The sequence below is a fragment of the Mycobacterium sp. E2989 genome, assembly GCF_001667595.1.
Taxonomy (GTDB): domain Bacteria; phylum Actinomycetota; class Actinomycetes; order Mycobacteriales; family Mycobacteriaceae; genus Mycobacterium.
On record NZ_LZJX01000040.1, the window covers coordinates 1 to 16,733 of the forward strand.

General features: G+C 67.9%; 15 protein-coding genes and 2 pseudogenes. 11 read left to right on the forward strand and 6 right to left on the reverse strand.

The genetic code is table 11. From position 1 onward, the window contains the following. A pseudogene (locus tag A5680_RS25630) lies at positions 1-69 on the forward strand (histidine kinase); the annotation flags it as partial. A 90-nt stretch (positions 70-159) separates the two neighbouring features. Here the strand turns inward: A5680_RS25630 and A5680_RS08245 are convergent. Beyond that, a complete protein-coding gene (locus A5680_RS08245; RefSeq protein WP_067818130.1) occupies positions 160-735 on the reverse strand; it encodes a type II toxin-antitoxin system PemK/MazF family toxin in 576 nt (191 codons plus the stop codon). Here A5680_RS08245 and lepA point away from each other — a divergent pair. From lepA to A5680_RS08265, 4 genes and pseudogenes are all read left to right on the forward strand, one after another. Further along, a pseudogene (gene lepA / locus A5680_RS08250) lies at positions 717-2,712 on the forward strand (translation elongation factor 4). The gene A5680_RS08245 and the pseudogene lepA sit on opposite strands and share 19 nt — an antisense overlap. A gap of 11 nt (positions 2,713-2,723) precedes the next feature. Further along, on the forward strand, positions 2,724-3,443 hold the full coding sequence (locus A5680_RS08255; protein WP_067818198.1) for a sensor domain-containing protein: 720 nt from the start codon (positions 2,724-2,726) through the stop codon (positions 3,441-3,443). Next, positions 3,443-4,222 carry a sensor domain-containing protein gene (locus tag A5680_RS08260; protein ID WP_067818136.1) on the forward strand — a complete coding sequence of 260 codons (780 nt, stop codon included), beginning with the start codon at positions 3,443-3,445 and terminating at the stop codon, positions 4,220-4,222. The genes A5680_RS08255 and A5680_RS08260 overlap by 1 nt, the downstream gene beginning before the upstream one ends. Positions 4,223-4,244: 22 nt before the next feature. Continuing rightward, positions 4,245-4,988 carry a sensor domain-containing protein gene (locus A5680_RS08265; protein WP_067818139.1) on the forward strand — a complete coding sequence of 248 codons (744 nt, stop codon included), beginning with the start codon at positions 4,245-4,247 and terminating at the stop codon, positions 4,986-4,988. Between the two features lie 33 nt (positions 4,989-5,021). On the opposite strand, the gene A5680_RS08270 is transcribed toward A5680_RS08265, so the two are convergent. After that, positions 5,022-7,058, reverse strand: coding sequence for a glycoside hydrolase family 15 protein (locus A5680_RS08270; protein ID WP_067818143.1), 2,037 nt, complete (start codon positions 7,056-7,058; stop codon positions 5,022-5,024). 65 nt (positions 7,059-7,123) lie between these two features. Further along, a complete protein-coding gene (locus tag A5680_RS08275; RefSeq protein ID WP_067818146.1) occupies positions 7,124-8,359 on the reverse strand; it encodes an FAD-dependent oxidoreductase in 1,236 nt (411 codons plus the stop codon). Between the two features lie 54 nt (positions 8,360-8,413). Between A5680_RS08275 and A5680_RS08280 the strand changes: the two genes are divergently transcribed. The 5 genes from A5680_RS08280 to A5680_RS08300 all read left to right on the forward strand — a co-directional run bounded on the left by A5680_RS08280 (position 8,414) and on the right by A5680_RS08300 (position 12,755). Continuing rightward, the gene (locus tag A5680_RS08280; RefSeq protein ID WP_067818148.1) at positions 8,414-8,608 is read left to right on the forward strand and encodes a hypothetical protein; all 195 of its coding nucleotides are present in this window, start codon (positions 8,414-8,416) and stop codon (positions 8,606-8,608) included. Positions 8,609-8,926: 318 nt separating this feature from the next. Then, complete coding sequence (locus tag A5680_RS08285; protein WP_067818151.1) at positions 8,927-9,964, forward strand: sulfate ABC transporter substrate-binding protein; 1,038 nt, start codon at positions 8,927-8,929, stop codon at positions 9,962-9,964. Continuing rightward, positions 9,961-10,845, forward strand: coding sequence for a sulfate ABC transporter permease subunit CysT (gene cysT, locus A5680_RS08290; RefSeq protein ID WP_055402567.1), 885 nt, complete (start codon positions 9,961-9,963; stop codon positions 10,843-10,845). Before A5680_RS08285 ends, cysT begins: the two co-directional genes overlap by 4 nt. Further along, a complete protein-coding gene (gene cysW / locus A5680_RS08295; RefSeq protein WP_067818153.1) occupies positions 10,842-11,654 on the forward strand; it encodes a sulfate ABC transporter permease subunit CysW in 813 nt (270 codons plus the stop codon). The genes cysT and cysW overlap by 4 nt, the downstream gene beginning before the upstream one ends. 21 nt (positions 11,655-11,675) lie before the next feature. Further along, positions 11,676-12,755: a sulfate/molybdate ABC transporter ATP-binding protein gene (locus A5680_RS08300; RefSeq protein ID WP_067818157.1), complete on the forward strand. Its 1,080-nt coding sequence runs from the start codon at positions 11,676-11,678 to the stop codon at positions 12,753-12,755. A gap of 13 nt (positions 12,756-12,768) precedes the next feature. On the opposite strand, the gene A5680_RS08305 is transcribed toward A5680_RS08300, so the two are convergent. From A5680_RS08305 to A5680_RS26530, 3 genes are all read right to left on the reverse strand, one after another. Beyond that, positions 12,769-13,512 carry a phosphoadenylyl-sulfate reductase gene (locus A5680_RS08305; protein WP_055402560.1) on the reverse strand — a complete coding sequence of 248 codons (744 nt, stop codon included), beginning with the start codon at positions 13,510-13,512 and terminating at the stop codon, positions 12,769-12,771. Beyond that, complete coding sequence (locus A5680_RS08310) at positions 13,509-15,176, reverse strand: nitrite/sulfite reductase (RefSeq protein ID WP_067818160.1); 1,668 nt, start codon at positions 15,174-15,176, stop codon at positions 13,509-13,511. Before A5680_RS08310 ends, A5680_RS08305 begins: the two co-directional genes overlap by 4 nt. Positions 15,177-15,286: 110 nt before the next feature. Further along, positions 15,287-15,379: an Ms4527A family Cys-rich leader peptide gene (locus tag A5680_RS26530; RefSeq protein ID WP_369827629.1), complete on the reverse strand. Its 93-nt coding sequence runs from the start codon at positions 15,377-15,379 to the stop codon at positions 15,287-15,289. 179 nt (positions 15,380-15,558) lie between these two features. Between A5680_RS26530 and hemW the strand changes: the two genes are divergently transcribed. Continuing rightward, on the forward strand, positions 15,559-16,731 hold the full coding sequence (hemW, locus tag A5680_RS08315; protein WP_067818162.1) for a radical SAM family heme chaperone HemW: 1,173 nt from the start codon (positions 15,559-15,561) through the stop codon (positions 16,729-16,731). The last annotated feature ends 2 nt before the right edge of the window (positions 16,732-16,733 follow it).

Sequence of the window (16,733 nt, forward strand, 5' to 3'; positions counted from 1 at the left end):
GTGAAGACCCGCATGGAAGAGCTCGAGGCCGAGCAGCAGCAGCTGCACTCCTACATCACGCAGGGCTGATTGCCCGGGCACTTCGCCGAACGTGCACTCTGGGCGAAGATTCGACCGATCTTCCGCCCTGATTTCACGTTCGGCGGTAGGCCTAACCCGCTAGCTCCAGGCGTAGTCCTCCCGTAGCCGGGCGGCGATGACGTCGAAGATCTCCCGGTCCAGGATGGCGCCCTCGCGGCGAATGCTCTCCTCCGGCACGTCGAGCACCCGGTCCAACCGGACCCAGCTCGGCCTGCCCTCGTAATCCCAGGCGCCGGAACCGATTCCGATCCAGTCCCGGTCCGAGGCGTGGCGCTTCTGGCTGGACACCATCAGTCCGAGCAGGACCCGGCGGTCGCGCCCGACGACGAGCACGGGCCGGTCCTTGCCGCGGGTGGGATCGTCCTCGTAGACCACCCAGGTCCAGACGATCTCGCCGGGATCGGCCCGGCCGTCGAGGTCGGGGGCATAGACCAGCTTGCGCGCGCGCTGCGCGGTGGGGAAGCTCGCGCTGGTCACCGGCCGGCCCGCGGTAACGGCGGATTGTTGGGGCGCGGCCGCGGCAATGACGTCCGCGGTGACCTTCACGGCGTGCTGAAGTTCCCGCGCGACGAGCTGGGCGGTCTGTGCATAGATGATCGCGTTGCGGGCGAACCGCTGGATCGTCTTCCACTGGGATTTGCGGGGAGACGCCATATTCGCAGCATAGACGCGCGCGCGTGGGTGCGATTGTGTCCAAGTAGGTCTCGGCCACCGCGCACAGATACGCTGGACGTATCGCTCAAGCGGCCTCGAGCGGGCCCAGACCAGGAGATTCCCATCAGCAGTTTCGCCGACAAGACCTTCACCGCGCCGGCGCAGATCAGGAATTTCTGCATCATCGCTCACATCGATCACGGCAAGTCGACGCTGGCCGACCGGATGCTGCAGCTGACCGGGGTGGTTGACGAGCGCTCGATGCGCGCGCAGTACCTGGACCGGATGGACATCGAGCGTGAGCGCGGGATCACCATCAAGGCGCAGAACGTGCGGTTGCCCTGGAAGGTCGGTGACGAGGAATACGTCCTGCACCTGATCGACACCCCGGGCCACGTCGACTTCACCTACGAGGTGTCGCGCGCGCTGGAGGCTTGCGAGGGCGCGGTGCTGCTGGTCGACGCCGCCCAGGGCATCGAGGCGCAGACGCTGGCCAACCTGTACCTGGCGCTGGACCGCGACCTGCACATCATCCCGGTGCTCAACAAGATCGACCTGCCGGCCGCCGACCCCGACCGCTACGCGGGGGAGATCGCCCACATCATCGGCTGCGAGCCCGGCGATGTGCTGCGGGTCTCCGGCAAGACCGGCGAGGGCGTCGCCGACCTGCTCGACCACGTCGTGCGCGAGGTGCCGCATCCCCAAGGCGACGCCGACGCGCCCACCCGCGCGATGATCTTCGACTCCGTCTACGACATCTACCGCGGCGTGGTGACCTACGTGCGGGTGATGGACGGCAAGATCGTCCCACGGGAGCGCATCCAGATGATGTCCACCGGCGCCACCCACGAGCTGCTGGAGGTGGGCATCGTCTCGCCCGAGCCCAAGGCCAGCGAGGGCCTGGGGGTCGGTGAGGTGGGCTACCTGATCACCGGGGTGAAGGACGTCCGGCAATCCAAGGTCGGTGACACCGTCACGACGGCCCGCCACGGCGCAACCGAGGCGCTGACGGGCTACCGCGAGCCCAAACCGATGGTCTACTCGGGGCTGTATCCCGTCGACGGCTCCGACTACCCGAACCTGCGCGACGCCTTGGACAAGCTGCAGCTCAACGACGCGGCCCTGACCTACGAGCCGGAGACGTCGGTGGCGCTGGGCTTCGGGTTCCGGTGCGGCTTTTTGGGCCTGCTGCACATGGAGATCACCCGCGAGCGCCTGGAGCGCGAGTTCGACCTGGACCTGATCTCGACGTCGCCCAACGTCGTCTACCGGGTGATCAAGGAGGACGGCAGCGAGATCGTGGTGACCAACCCGTCGGACTGGCCCGAGGGCAAGATCCGCGAGGTGTACGAGCCCGTCGTCAAGACCACCATCATCGCGCCCAGCGAGTTCATCGGCACCATCATGGAGCTGTGCCAGTCGCGCCGCGGCGAGCTGGGCGGCATGGACTACCTGTCACCCGAGCGGGTCGAACTGCGCTACACGATGCCGCTGGGCGAGATCATCTTCGACTTCTTCGACTCGCTGAAGTCGCGCACCCGCGGCTACGCCAGCCTGGACTACGAGGAGGCCGGCGAGCAGGAGGCCCAGCTGGTCAAGGTCGACATCCTGTTGCAGGGCGAGGCCGTCGACGCGTTCTCCGCGATCGTGCATAAGGACGGGGCGTCGGCTTACGGCAACAAGATGACCACCAAGCTCAAGGAACTGATTCCGCGCCAGCAGTTCGAGGTGCCGGTGCAGGCGGCCATCGGATCGAAAATCATTGCGCGCGAGAACATTCGGGCGATTCGCAAGGACGTGCTATCCAAGTGCTACGGCGGGGACATCACCCGCAAGCGCAAACTGCTGGAAAAGCAGAAGGAAGGCAAGAAGCGGATGAAGACCATCGGGCGGGTCGACGTGCCGCAGGAGGCCTTCGTGGCGGCGCTGTCCACCGACGCCGGCGGCGACAAATCCAGTTCCTCAGGCAAGAAATAGCCGTGATCCTGATGCGAGCCGTGACGTTCGTCGGTATCGGCGTGCTCGCTACCGGATGCGTCACGACCGTCGCCGGGACCGCCGCGCGCACCGGCCGCCTCGGCGGCGCCGTGCCGCCGCTGGAACAGGTCCTGCCGGACAGCGCCGAGGTCGCCGCCGCCGTCGGCAATGAGCTGCCGCCCCACCGCCCGCCGGAGGTGGGCGGTATCGACGTGCTGCCCAACGGAATTCGCGACACCGGTGGCGCCGCGCCCATCGAATGCCTGGGGGTCGTCGCGCCTGCGATGCGCATCGTCTACGAGAACGGCCCGGTGCGCCGGGCCGCGACGCAGGACTACTGGAATTACGACTCCGGGGTGCAGGTGTCCAGCGCAACGGCCGCGGCGATCGAGATGGCTTCGACCGCCGACGCGCAACGGCTCTTCGCGTCGTTCGCGCAGCAATGGCAGCATTGCGCGGGCACCACGGTCACCGCGTACACGCACGACAGGAGCGACACCGAGTTGTACTCGAAGGTGACCGACGTCCGAGTCGACGGGCCGATAGTTTCCGCGACCGTCATGGCATGGGACAACCATCACACCCCGCCGAGCCCGGACGAGCGGGCGATCGGCGTCCAGGGCGACGTGATCGCCGACGTCAAGGTCGCCGTCGGCCCGCGCGCCCAGGCCGGAACCAGGGCCGTCGATATCGTGCAGGCGATGTTGCGCAAAGTCTCGAGCACGAACTGATGAGGGTCGGCCGCATGGTCCTCAGCTGCCTGTCGGTCGTGGCGCTGGCCACCGGCTGCACGGTCGCCGGCACCGCGCGGCCGGCGCCGAACCTGAAGCCCCACCCGGTCATCGGGCAACCGGTCAAGAAGGTGCTGCTCGACGACGCCGAGTTGTCGAAGCTGCTCGGCCAGTCCTTCGGCAGCAAGAACGAACTGCCGGCGCGGTTCGGCGGCCCCGAGGTGCTGCCGCCGGCCTTCGGCGCGGTCTCGCCCGCCAACTGCGTCGGCGTCACCTCGATGATGGTGCAGGACGCCTACCGATCCGGCGACGTCAAGAATGCGGCGCGGGAGACGTGGTGGAACCAGCGCGGGCCGGCGAAGGTGATCAGCGTCGCCGAGGGCGTGGTGGCGCTCTCCAGCGCCGCGGGGGCCGCCGCATTGTTCCAACAGTTCGCGCAGCAGTGGCGCGACTGCGACGGCACCACCGTGACGATCGGTCGCCCCAGTATCATCATCGACCGGCCCTCGATCGTCTTGTCGGACACCATTTCCGAGGTCCGGGTCTCCGAATCCGTTCTGGCCGCGACCCTTTCGATCGACACCCAGCTGCCCGGCCTACCGTCGAGCGGGCCCAGGCCCGAAGCGCGCGCCATCGGCCTGCGGGGGAACTGCCTCGTCGAGGTCGAAGTGGCGTTCTTCAATTCCACCCGCTCGTCGGACGAGGGGTCCGGAGACGTGCACCGCAGCGCCATCGACCTCGCGCACGCGATGATGGACAAGGTCAGCGCGCTGGGGTGACGCCGGGAAGGTCAGGGACGAAGTGAAGAACCGCTGGCGCGTTCCGGCCGTTGTGATCGCGGTGCTGCTGGCCGGCGGCTGCACCGAAACCACCTCCGGCACAGCAGTTCTGGCGCCGAACGCGGGGCACGTGCCAGCCATCAAACGGGCCTTGTTCGACGGCGCCGCGCTGGCGAAACTGCTCAGCCAGCCGTTCCAGCCCTACCCGCATTACTCGGAGTTCGGGGGCGCCGACAAACTGGGAAACGCATGGGATGACGCGCAACCCGCCGACTGCATCGGCGTCGTCCATTGGATGCAGCGGGGCCCGTATGCCCCGGCGCCGATACAACAAACCGCCGCCGAAATGTGGGTACACAAAGGCGATTCGGTGAAGATCGACAGCGTCGAGGAAGGTGTCGTCGCGTTGCGGTCTGACGCGGACGCCGCCGCGCTATTCGCCAGGTTCGCCGCGCAGTGGCAGAAGTGCGACGGAACCACGCTGACCGTCAAGCCTGTCGATGTCTACGGTTTGGATGCCATCTCCGACGTGCGCGTCGCGGATTCGGTTGTGGCGGCGACGGTTTCGAGGGGGTCCGGCCAACACTCGGTTTTGAATGCCATCCCCACGGCCCGGGCGCTTGGCGTCAAGGGGCCGTACGTGGTGGAGATGACGGTCGACTTCATTCCCATTTATGGTCCAGCGGATCAGGGCAACGGCGACATCAACACCACCGCCATCGACCTCACCCACGCGCTGATGGACAAACTCAGCGCCCGCAGCTGACGCGGCGCCGGCTGCACTTAGCGCCGCGACCCGCTACATCGGCGCGTTGGCGGGCTGGAACATCCCCGAGCCGTCGGCCTCCTCCTCGGCGCGGATCACGTGCACCACCGCGTTGATCAGGGCCAGGTGGGTGAACGCCTGCGGGAAGTTGCCCAGGTGCCTGCCCGTGCGCGGCTCGATCTCCTCGGCGTAGAGGTGCAACGGGCTGGCGTACGACAGCAGCCGCTCGCACAACCGCTTGGCGCGCGCCACCTCGCCGATCTCCACCAGGGCGGACACCAGCCAGAACGAGCAGATCGTGAACGTGCCCTCCTCGCCGGACAGCCCGTCGTCGGTCTCCTCCACGCGGTAGCGCAGCACCAGGCCCTCGGAGGTGAGTTCGTTGGCGATGGCCAGCACGGTGTTGCGCACCCGCGGGTCGTCCGGCGGCAGGAAGCGGGTCAGCACCACCAGCAGCAGCGAGGCGTCCAGCGCGTCGCTGCCGTAGCGCTGGGTGAACACCCCGCGGGAGTCCACCCCGTGTTGCAGGATGTCCTCCTTGATCTCCTCGGCGATGGCCCGCCACTGCTGGGCGTAGCTCTTCTCGCCCTGCCGCTCGGCCAGCTTGGCCCCGCGATCGAGCGCCACCCAGCACATCACCTTCGACGAGGTGAAGTGCTGCGGCTCGCCGCGGACCTCCCAGATGCCCCGGTCCGGCTCGCGCCAGTGCTTGATCGCCTCTTCCACCTGCTTCTTCAGCACCGGCCACAGGGTCTCGGGGACCTGCTCGCGCGACTTGGCGTGCAGGTAGAACGAGTCGAGGATGGAGCCCCAGATGTCGTGCTGCACCTGGTCGTACGCGCCGTTGCCGATGCGCACCGGGCGGGCATGGTCATAGCCGGACAGGTGATGCAGCTCCTCTTCGACCAGGCTGCGTTCGCCGCCCACGCCGTACATCACCTGCAGCGGGTGACGCTCGTTGCTGTTGGCCCCCGACACGTCGGCGATGAACGCGAAGAAGTCGTCGGCCTCACGGTCCAGCCCGAGCGTGTAGAGCCCCCACAACGCGAAGGTGGAGTCGCGCACCCACGCGTAGCGGTAGTCCCAATTTCGTTCGCCCTGAGGGGTTTCCGGAAGCGATGTGGTGCTGGCCGCCAGCAGCGCGCCGGTGGGCGAGTACGTCAACCCCTTCAGGGTGAGCGCGCTGCGCTGCAGGTAGGCGCGCCACGGGTGGTCGGGGAAGTTGCCGATGTTGATCCATTGGCGCCAGCACTCGGTGGTCTGCCACATCTTGTCGGCGGCCTCTTCGTAGGTCTGCGGCGCCGGGTGCTTGGTCCAGCTGAGGGCGACGAACACGTCGTCGCCCTCCTTCATCCGGGTGCGCGCCCGCGCCTCGCGGCCCTCCAACCCGATCCGCAGGTTGCTGGTGAGCCGCATGGTCGGGTGGGCGTCGGGCTGTTTGGTGGCCCGCGCGACGGCCTCGCCGTACGCGTTGGCCGAGTATTCCCAGGTGGCGCCCATGCGGTGGTAGTCGAACGCGGGTTCGCAGCTCATCATCAGCTCGACGGTGCCGCTCACGCAGCGCACGGTGCGCAGCAGGATGTGCTCGGCGTCCCAGTCCATCGGGGTGCGGCGGTGCGTCCTCGATCGGCGCTCGATGTCGTGCCACGGCCCCATGACCAGCGCGTCGCGCACGATCAACCACCCGGTGTGGGTCTGCCACGTGGTCTCCATGATCAGGCTTCCGGGCAGGTAGCGGCGCGCAGAGGGCACCGAGACGCCGTAGGGGCCTAGCCGGAAATGGCCCGCGCTGCGGTCCAGGATGGCGCCGAAGACGCTGGGGGAGTCCGGCCGCGGCACGCACAGCCATTCGACGGACCCGGCGGGGGAGATGAGGCACGTCGTCTCCCAGTCCGACAGGAAGGCGTAGTCGGCGATCGGCGGAAAAGGGTTCCGCAGTGCCGCGCTGGAAGCCAGGGGTGCCGGCGCGCTGAAGTCGATGGGCGACGCGATGGCCGCCGGCGCCGCCTCGAACGCTTCCTCGGGCATGGCGTCGGCGGGCTGGTCGTCGGGCTGGGCGTGCAGGACCATCCCGCCATCATCATCTGTCGGGCGGCCCGGCGTCCATTCTTTCGACGACGTGGCGTCACTGATCCTCACCCGCGGCGTCGGGCGAACCGCGGGGCGTGTTCCGGCAGTGGCCCGATCGCGACGAGGTAGCCGAGCAGCCGCCGCAGCGGTGTGGACCGGCTCACCAGCCGCACGGCCCCCGGCGCGCGGTCCTCGTTTCGGGCCACCGCCGCGGCGATCACGTTGGCATGGATGCCCCGTTGCGCGGCCTGCAGCAGCACGGTGGGCATCCAGCGGCGCGCCTGCACCCGGGCCAGCCGCCAGGTGGGCACCCGTCCCGTGCGCAGCGCGCCGGCCAGGATGCGGGCGGCGGCCACCGCGTCGGCCACCGCGAGGTTGATTCCGATCCCGCCGACCGGCGACATCGCGTGTGCGGCGTCACCGATCAGCAGCACGCCGTCGGCATACCAGCGGGGAAGCCGATTCAATTGCACGTCAAGCAGTTTCACGTCATCAAAGGACGTCAGCGCCTGCACGCGGTCACCCAGCCAGGGCACCATGCCGACCAGCACCCGGTGCAGCGCCTCGATGCCCTCGGCCCGCAGACTCGCGTCGGTTCCCTTCGGGATGATGTAGGCGACCTGGAAGTAATCGCCGCGATCGATCACGATGACCGCGTGTCCGGCCCGCAGCACGCCGCCCAGCCCCGGTGGATCGTCGGGGTGGCGGGGCAACCGGAACCACCACACGTCCATCGGCGCTCCGAAACTGTGCGGTCGCAGGCCCATCGCCGAACGGATCGTGGACGAGCGGCCGTCGCAGGCCACCGTCAGCTCGGCGCGCATGCTTTTGACCTCGCCGGCCTGGTCGCGATAGGTGACGCCGACGACGCGATCCCCGTCCCGCAGCACGCCGATCACCTCGGTGCTGCGCAGGAGCGTAAAGCTCGGCTCGGCCTCGGCCGCGCTGGCCACCAGCTCCAAAAAGTCCCATTGCGGCACCAGGGCGATGTGCTTGTGCGCGCCCGGAAGGCGGGTCAGGTCGAGCGCCACCGGTTGGTTCTGTATCTCCATGCGGACCGTGTCGATCAGGCGATGGGGAATCTGCGCGAACCGCGCGCCCAACCCCAGCTCGTCGAGTAGGCGCAGCGTGCTCGCGTGCACGGTGTCGCCGCGAAAGTCGCGCAGGAAGTCGGCGTGTTTTTCCATCACCGTGACGTCGACGCCGGCGCGGGCCAGCAGCAGGCCCAGCACCATGCCGGCCGGGCCACCGCCGGCGATCAGGCAGGCCGTTGCCTCGGGCGTAGACGAGGGGGCAGACATGCGCCGATCTTGGCACATTGGTTTTCCGCTGCAGGGCCGAATAGGGTGAGCCCCGTGACCGCATTCCTCAATTGGTGGGACGGCAACGAGCTGTGGCTTTCCGGGCTCGCTTTCGTCCTGCAGGCCATGGTGGTGATGCCGGTCGTGCTGGTGGTGGCCGCCGTCACGGCGGGACTGCTCGATGGCCTGCTCGGCAAGGGCATCGCCCTGATGCGCCGCGCCCGCCACGCCGACGCGACGCCCGGGTAATTCGCATGCCTCGGTCACACGTGACGTTGATTCTGGTCGCGCTGGTGGTCCTGGTGATCGTCGCATGGTGGTTGACGCACTGAGCGTGGGTTGCCCGCTCGGCCCCTCGCGCGGTGGCGGGCCGGACGATTCCTGTTAGGCTTCCCGCCATGCATGTGACATCGGGTGCGGTGAAGCGCCATGTCTTCGTGCACTGTTGTCGCTGACTGCAACCCGTGTGCGGTCTGGTATGGGGTTCGTGAGCTCTCCCGTCGGTTATGGCGCCTTTCCGCAGCATCGGGATCGATATCTCCTAAGTCCCCGTACCGGAAGGCCCGAATGCTCAACGACATCGCCGGCTCGCCGCGCTGGCGGCCGGTCGCCGCGCTTGCACTCGTCGTCGCCCTCCTCGCGGGATGTAGCGGCGGGGCCAGTGACGTCGTAGGCGGGAGCGGCCCGACCAACGCGCACACCAGCATCACCCTGGTCGCCTATTCGGTCCCCGAACCCGGCTGGAGCAAGGTGATCCCGGCGTTCAATGCCGCCGAGGAGGGCAAGAGCGTGCAGGTGATCACGTCGTACGGCGCCTCCGGCGACCAGTCGCGCGGCGTCGTCGACGGCAAGCCGGCCGACGTCGTGAACTTCTCGGTCGAACCGGACATCACCCGGTTGGTGAAGGCCGGCAAGGTCTCCAAGGACTGGAATACGGACGCCACCAAGGGAATTCCGTTCGGCTCGGTGGTGACCCTGGTGGTGCGTAAGGGCAACCCGAAGAACATCAGGGACTGGGACGACCTGCTGCGCCCGGGCGTGGAGGTCATCACCCCCAGCCCGCTGAGCTCGGGGTCGGCCAAGTGGAATCTGTTGGCGCCGTACGCCGTCAAGAGCGAGGGCGGCGCCAACGCTGCGGCCGGCGTCAACTTCATCAGCAAGCTGGTCCACGAGCACGTCAAGCTGCGGCCCGGATCGGGAAGGGAAGCGACCGATGTTTTCGTCCAGGGCAGCGGGGATGTGTTGATCAGTTACGAGAACGAGGCGATCGCCACCGAGCGCGCCGGCAAGCCGGTCGAGCACGTCAACCCACCGCAGACGTTCAAGATCGAGAACCCGGTGGCGGTGGTGACCACCAGCCCGCACCTGGACGCCGCGGTCGCCTTCAAGAACTTCCAGTACACGGCAGCGGCGCAGAAGGTGTGGGCGCAGGCCGGCTTTCGGCCCGTCGATCCGGCCATTGCCGCCGAATTCCGCGACCAGTTCCCGGCGCCGGCGAAACTGTGGACGATCGCCGATCTCGGCGGTTGGACGCCGGTGGACCCGCAGCTGTTCGATAAGAGCACGGGCAGCATCACCAAGATCTATACGCAGGCCACCGGATGACGGCCGCGATCACCCCCGACCCGCAGGCGATTCGGCCGGAGCTGGGGCCCCCGTCCGGTGACGTCCCGCGGCGCCCGGCGAGGGCGCGGCGCTCGGGCACCACGTCGCTGCGGGTGGGCATGGCGACACTGTGGCTTTCGGTGATCGTGTTGCTGCCGCTGGCCGCCATCGCCTGGCAGGCCGCCGGGGGCGGGTGGCACGCCTTCTGGCTCGCGGTCACGTCCAACGCGGCGTTGGAGTCGTTCCGGGTGACGTTGACCATTTCGGCCGGGGTCACCCTGCTCAACCTGGTCTTCGGCCTGGTGATCGCCTGGGTGCTGGTGCGCGACGACTTCGTCGGCAAGCGCCTCGTTGACGCCATCATCGATCTGCCCTTCGCGTTGCCCACCATCGTCGCCAGCCTGGTGATGCTGGCCCTCTACGGCAACAACAGCCCGGTGGGTTTGCATCTGCAGCACACGGCCTGGGGCGTGGCGGTGGCGCTGGCGTTCGTCACGCTGCCCTTCGTCGTGCGGGCGGTGCAGCCGGTGCTGCTGGAGATCGATCGGGAAACCGAAGAGGCGGCGGCGTCGCTGGGGGCCAGCGGGCCGAAGATCTTCACCTCCGTCGTGTTGCCGTCGCTGACCCCGGCGCTGTTGTCCGGTGCGGGCCTGGCCTTCTCGCGGGCGATCGGGGAGTTCGGGTCGGTGGTGCTGATCGGCGGCGCGGTCCCCGGCAAGACGGAAGTCTCGTCGCAGTGGATACGGACGCTGATCGAGAACGACGACCGCACCGGCGCCGCCGCCATCTCCATCGTGCTCCTGTCGATATCCTTCGTCGTGCTGTTCATCCTGCGCATCGTCGGCGGGCGGGCGGCCAAGCGTGAGGAGCTGGCTCCGTGACTTCGTCCCCTAGAGTTCGGTATCTGATCCGATTCGTCGCGCTCGCATACATTTTCGTGCTGCTGGTCGTCCCCGTCAGCTTGATCCTGTGGCGGACATTCCGGCCCGGCTTCGGCCAGTTCTTAGACTGGGTGAGCACGCCCGCGGCCATCTCCGCGCTGAACGTGACCCTGTTGGTCGTCGCCATCGTGGTGCCGCTGAACGTGGTGTTCGGCATACCCACCGCGTTGGTGTTGGCCCGCAACCGGTTCCGCGGCAAGGGCGTGCTGCAGGCCGTCATCGACCTGCCCTTCGCGGTGTCGCCCGTCGTCGTGGGCGTCGCCCTCATCCTGTTGTGGGGGGCGGCCGGTGCGTTCGGCTTCGTCGAACGCGACCTCGGGTTCAAGATCATCTTCGGGTTCCCCGGCATCGTGCTCGCCAGCGTCTTCGTGACGCTACCGTTCGTGGTGCGCGAGGTGGAACCGGTACTGCACGAATTGGGCACCGACCAGGAAGAGGCGGCCGCAACCCTGGGATCGGGTTGGTGGCAGACCTTCTGGCGGATCACCCTGCCATCCATTCGGTGGGGTCTGACCTACGGCATCGTGTTGACCATCGCCCGCACCCTCGGCGAATACGGCGCCGTCATCATCGTGTCGTCGAACCTTCCGGGTAAGTCACAGACGCTGACGTTGCTGGTCTCCGACCGGTACAACCGCGGCGTGGAATACGGCGCCTACGCGCTGTCGACGTTGTTGATGGGCGTTGCCGTATTGGTCTTGATCTTCCAAGTGATCCTCGATCTCCGCCGCGCACGGGCGGCCAGATAGTCCCGACATGGAGACGCATAGATGACCGAAAACGACAGCCGGCCCGTCGATCACGCGATCGTCGTGCGCAAGGCCAACAAGCGCTACGGCGACTTCGTGGCACTGGACAACGTCGACTTCGTCGTCCCCTCCGGGACGTTGACCGCGCTGTTGGGCCCCAGCGGCTCGGGCAAGTCCACCCTGTTGCGCACCATCGCGGGGCTCGACCAGCCCGACAGCGGAACGGTCACCATCAACGGTCGCGACGTCACGCGGATCCCGCCGCAGCGCCGGGGCATCGGGTTCGTGTTCCAGCACTACGCCGCGTTCAAACACATGACCGTTCGGGACAACGTCGCCTACGGGCTGAAGATCCGCAAGCGGCCTAAGGCGGAGGTCAAGGCCAAGGTCGACAACTTGCTGGAAGTGGTGGGGCTGAGCGGATTTCAGACCCGCTACCCGAATCAGCTCTCCGGTGGGCAACGCCAGCGGATGGCGCTCGCGCGGGCGCTGGCCGTCGACCCGGAGGTGCTGCTGCTGGACGAGCCGTTCGGCGCGCTGGACGCCAAGGTGCGTGAAGACCTGCGGGCGTGGCTGCGACGCCTGCACGACGAGGTGCATGTCACCACCGTGCTGGTCACCCACGACCAGGCCGAGGCGCTGGACGTCGCCGACCGGATAGCGGTGCTGAATCGGGGTCGGATCGAGCAGGTGGGCTCGCCCACCGAGGTCTACGACGCGCCGGCGACCGCCTTCGTAATGTCGTTTCTCGGGAAGGTGTCCAGCCTGAACGGCAATCTCGTTCGCCCGCATGACATCCGGGTGGGCCGCAACCCCGAAATGGCGATCGCGGGTGGGGATGGCACCGCGGAGTCGATCGGGGTCGTGCGCGCCACCGTCGATCGCGTGGTCGTGCTGGGCTTCGAGGTCCGGGTGGAACTGACCAGCGCCGCCACCGGGGGCCGCTTCACCGCGCAGATCACCCGTGGTGACGCCGAGGCGCTGGCCCTACGCGACGGCGACACGGTCTATGTGCGCGCCACCCGCAAGCCGTCGCTCGCCGAAGAGACGACCGCCGCCCGCCCCGCCGGCGAAGACGAAACCACGCTGACCTCGGCCTGACGCACCGCTTCCGCTAGGAAGCGTGCAACCCGCACTCGGTCTTCGCCAGCCCCTGCCAGCGGCCACTGCGCGGGTCGGCGCCCGCGATCGGCTTGGCCGTGCAGGGAGCGCAGCCGATCGACGGATACCCATCGTAGACAAGGGGATTGACGAGTACCTCGTGCTCGTCGATGTAGTTCTGCATGTCTTCGTCGGTCCACGTCGCCAGCGGGTTGATCTTCACCAGCTTGAAACCCTCGTCGAAGCCGATCACCGGGGTGTTGGCGCGCGTCGCCGCTTCGCTGCGGCGCAGCCCGGTCACCCAGGCGGAGTATCCGCTCAGCGCTCGCCGCAGGGGCACGACCTTGCGCAGCCGGCAGCACTCGCCCGGGTCGCGGGAGAACAGGTTCTTGCCGAGCAACTGGTCCTGCTCGGCGACCGTCTGCTCGGGCGTGATGTTGAGCACGTGGATGTCGTACACCGACTCGACCGCGTCGCGGGTCCCGATGGTTTCGGCGAAGTGGTAGCCGGTGTCCAGGAAGACCACCGGCACGCCCGGCCGCACCTTGGAAGCCAGGTCGATCAGCACGGCCTCCTGCATGCTGGAGGTCAGCACGTAGTTGCAGGTGGCCCAGCCGCGGGGCCCGTTGACTCCACCGAAGGTCGCATCGGTCCAGCGCAAGACCTCGATGGCGCTGGCGCCCTGCAGCTCGGCGGCGCCGCGCGCCGCCAGGTCGCGCAGTTCGGCTTCGGTCAGTTTCGTTGCTTGTTCACTCATCTCAAATCGTCCTCATCCGCCCGAATCGCCCACTGCGCGAACCGTTCTCCCGCACTGCGGTGTTTGATGAAGCTCCGTACCACCCGCTCGATGTAGTCGCCCAGCTCGTCGCTGGTGACTTTGTGCTGGCGCAGCTTCCGGCCGAAGCCGCTGTCCAGCCCGAGGCTGCCACCCAGGTGCACCTGGAAGCCCTCGACCGAGCCCCCATGGCCGTCGTCGACCATTTGACCCTTGAAGCCGATGTCCGCCACTTGTATCCGCGCGCAAGAGTTCGGACAACCGTTGATGTTGACCGTGATCGGCACGTCGAGCTCGGCGTTGATGTCCTCGAGCCGGCGCTCGAGTTCGGGCACCAGGACCTGCGCCTTGCCCCGCGTTTCGGCGAAGGACAACTTGCAGTATTCGATCCCCGTGCAGGCCATCAGGTTTCGCCGCCAAGCCGAGGGCCTGGTCTGCAGCCCGAGCGCCTCCAGCCCGGCGAGCACATCGTCGAGTTTGTCGTCGGGGATGTCGAGGATGACCAGCTTCTGGTACGGGGTGAACCGGACGCGGTCCGAACCGGCCCCGTCCATCAGGTCAGCCACCGCCGACAGGATCGTGCCCGAGACCCGGCCGGCGATCGGAGCCGCCCCGACCGCGTTGAGCCCGTTCTTGAGCCGCTGCACCCCGATGTGGTCGATCGGATGCTTGAGCGGCTCGGGGGCCGGTCCATCGATCAGCGGCCGCTTGAGGTACTCGGTTTCGAGAACCTGACGGAACTTCTCGATGCCCCAGTCCTTGATCAGGAACTTCAGCCGGGCCTTGGACCGCAGTCGCCGGTAGCCGTAGTCGCGGAAGATCGACGTCACGGCCTCCCAGACCTCGGGCACCTCGTCCAGCGGCACCCAGGCGCCGACCCGCTGGGCCAGCATCGGGTTGGTGGACAGGCCGCCGCCGACCCACAGGTCCAGGCCGGGCCCGTGCTCGGGATGGTTGACGCCGATGAAGGCGATGTCGTTGATCTCGTGCGCGACGTCCTGCAGACCCGAAATGGCGGTCTTGTACTTGCGTGGGAGGTCGGCGAAGTCCGGTTTGCCGATGTAGCGGCGCACGATCTCGTCGATGGCCCAGGTGGGGTCGAGCACCTCGTCCAGCGATTCGCCGGCCAGCGGGGAACCCAGGATGACGCGGGGGCAGTCGCCGCAGGCCTCGGCGGTCTGCAGGCCGACCTCGGCGAGTCGACGCCAGATCTCGGGGACGTTTTCGACCTCGATCCAGTGCATCTGCACGTTCTGGCGGTCGGAGATGTCGGCGGTGTCGCGGCCGAACTCGGTCGAGATCTGGCCGACGGTGCGCAGCGCGGCGGCCGACAGCGCGCCGCCGTCGCAACGCACCCGCATCATGAAGTACTTGGCTTCCAGCAGGTCGGCGTTCTCGTCACCGGTGAAGGTGCCGTCGTAGCCCTGTTCGCGCTGGGTGTAGAGCCCCCACCAGCGGAATCGCCCGCGCAGGTCGCTCTTGTCGATGCTGTCGAAGCCCTGGTTGGCGTAGACGTTCTCGATGCGTTCGCGCACCTCGAGCGGGGCGCCGGCGTGCTTCATCTCTTCGTTGGGGTTGAGTGGCTCCCGATCCCCCAGCGCCCACTGGCCCTCGTTGCGAGGCTTGGCGGGGCGGACTGTGGTCATTGCGCAGGTCTCCTTCTCGACATCGCAGGCATAGAAACGCAGCTCACCGGTGGTATCGGCGGCGCAGATCCGATGCCAGCTGGACGTACAGGTGGGGCGGGTCTACGACATCAAGGGAGACAGCAACAGCTGCAAACACGCTTGAGATCAATGTGCCGCCGCGCCACGAGCGCAATGCGAGGGCTGGGCTGAGCGACGGTCACGCCACCATTGTGCCATGCCCTGCGGGCGGCGATGCCACCAGGTCAAATATCCGCTCACGGTGAGCGTAATTCCCGGATTAAGCTGGTCGCTCCGGTGAGAAAACCCAGGAAACGCCGCGCGGTTTTGGGACGGGCTCGCCGGCCGGGCCGCGGGCCCGCCCACCGTGGGATCATTTGGCATGGCACTTCGCGAGCAAGCGGTCGAGTTGCCCGACCTGCGGGGAGTACCCGGACGGCCGTTCGGGATCTACATCCATGTCCCGTTCTGCATAACGCGTTGCGGCTATTGCGATTTCAACACCTATACCCCGGCGGAGTTGGGCGGTGTGAACCCCGACGCGTGGCTGGCGGCGCTGCGAACGGAATTGAAGTTGGCGGCGGAGCGGCTTTCCGGGCCGACGGTGAACACCGTGTTCGTCGGGGGCGGGACGCCGTCGCTGCTGGGCGGCGCGCGGGTGGCGTCGGTGCTGGACATGGTGCGGGAACACTTCGCGCTGGACCCGCACGCCGAGATCACCACCGAGGCCAACCCGGAGTCGGCCTGGCCGGACTTCTTCGACGCCATCCGCGCGGCCGGCTACACGCGGGTGTCGCTGGGCATGCAGTCGGTGTCCCCGACGGTGCTCGGGGTCCTCGACCGCATTCACACCCCGAACCGGTCGGCGGCGGCCGCCCGCGAAGCGTTGGCGGCGGGCTTCGAGCACGTCAGCCTCGATCTGATCTATGGAACTCCGGGGGAATCGGACTCCGACCTGCTGCGCTCGGTGGACACGGCGATAGCCACCGGCGTCGATCACGTATCCGCGTACGCGCTGGTCGTCGAGGAAGGCACCGCCCTGGCCCGCCGGGTCCGCCGCGGGGAACTGGCGGCGCCCGGCGACGACGTGTTGGCGCACCGCTACGAGCTGGTCGACGCCCGGCTGTCGGAGGCCGGGATGACGTGGTACGAGGTGTCCAACTGGGCCCGGCCCGGCGGTGAGTGCCGGCACAACCTCGGCTACTGGGACGGCGGCCAGTGGTGGGGCGCGGGCCCGGGAGCCCATGGCCACATCGGGGCCATTCGATGGTGGAACGTCAAGCATCCCAACGCCTATGCGCAGGCGTTGTCCGAAACCGCTTTGCCGGTGGGGGGATTCGAGCGGCTGGACGCCGACGCGCTGCACACCGAAGAGGTGCTGTTGAAAACCCGGCTGCGCCAAGGTCTTCCGGGCGACGTGCTGAGTCCTGCCGAACGCGAACGCGCGGGCGTCGCGATCGCCGACGGATTGTTGGTGCTCGACGCCGAGCGGTTCGTCCTCACCCCGCGCGGGCGGCTGCTCGCCGACGCGGTGGTGCGCACCATCCTGGGATAGCG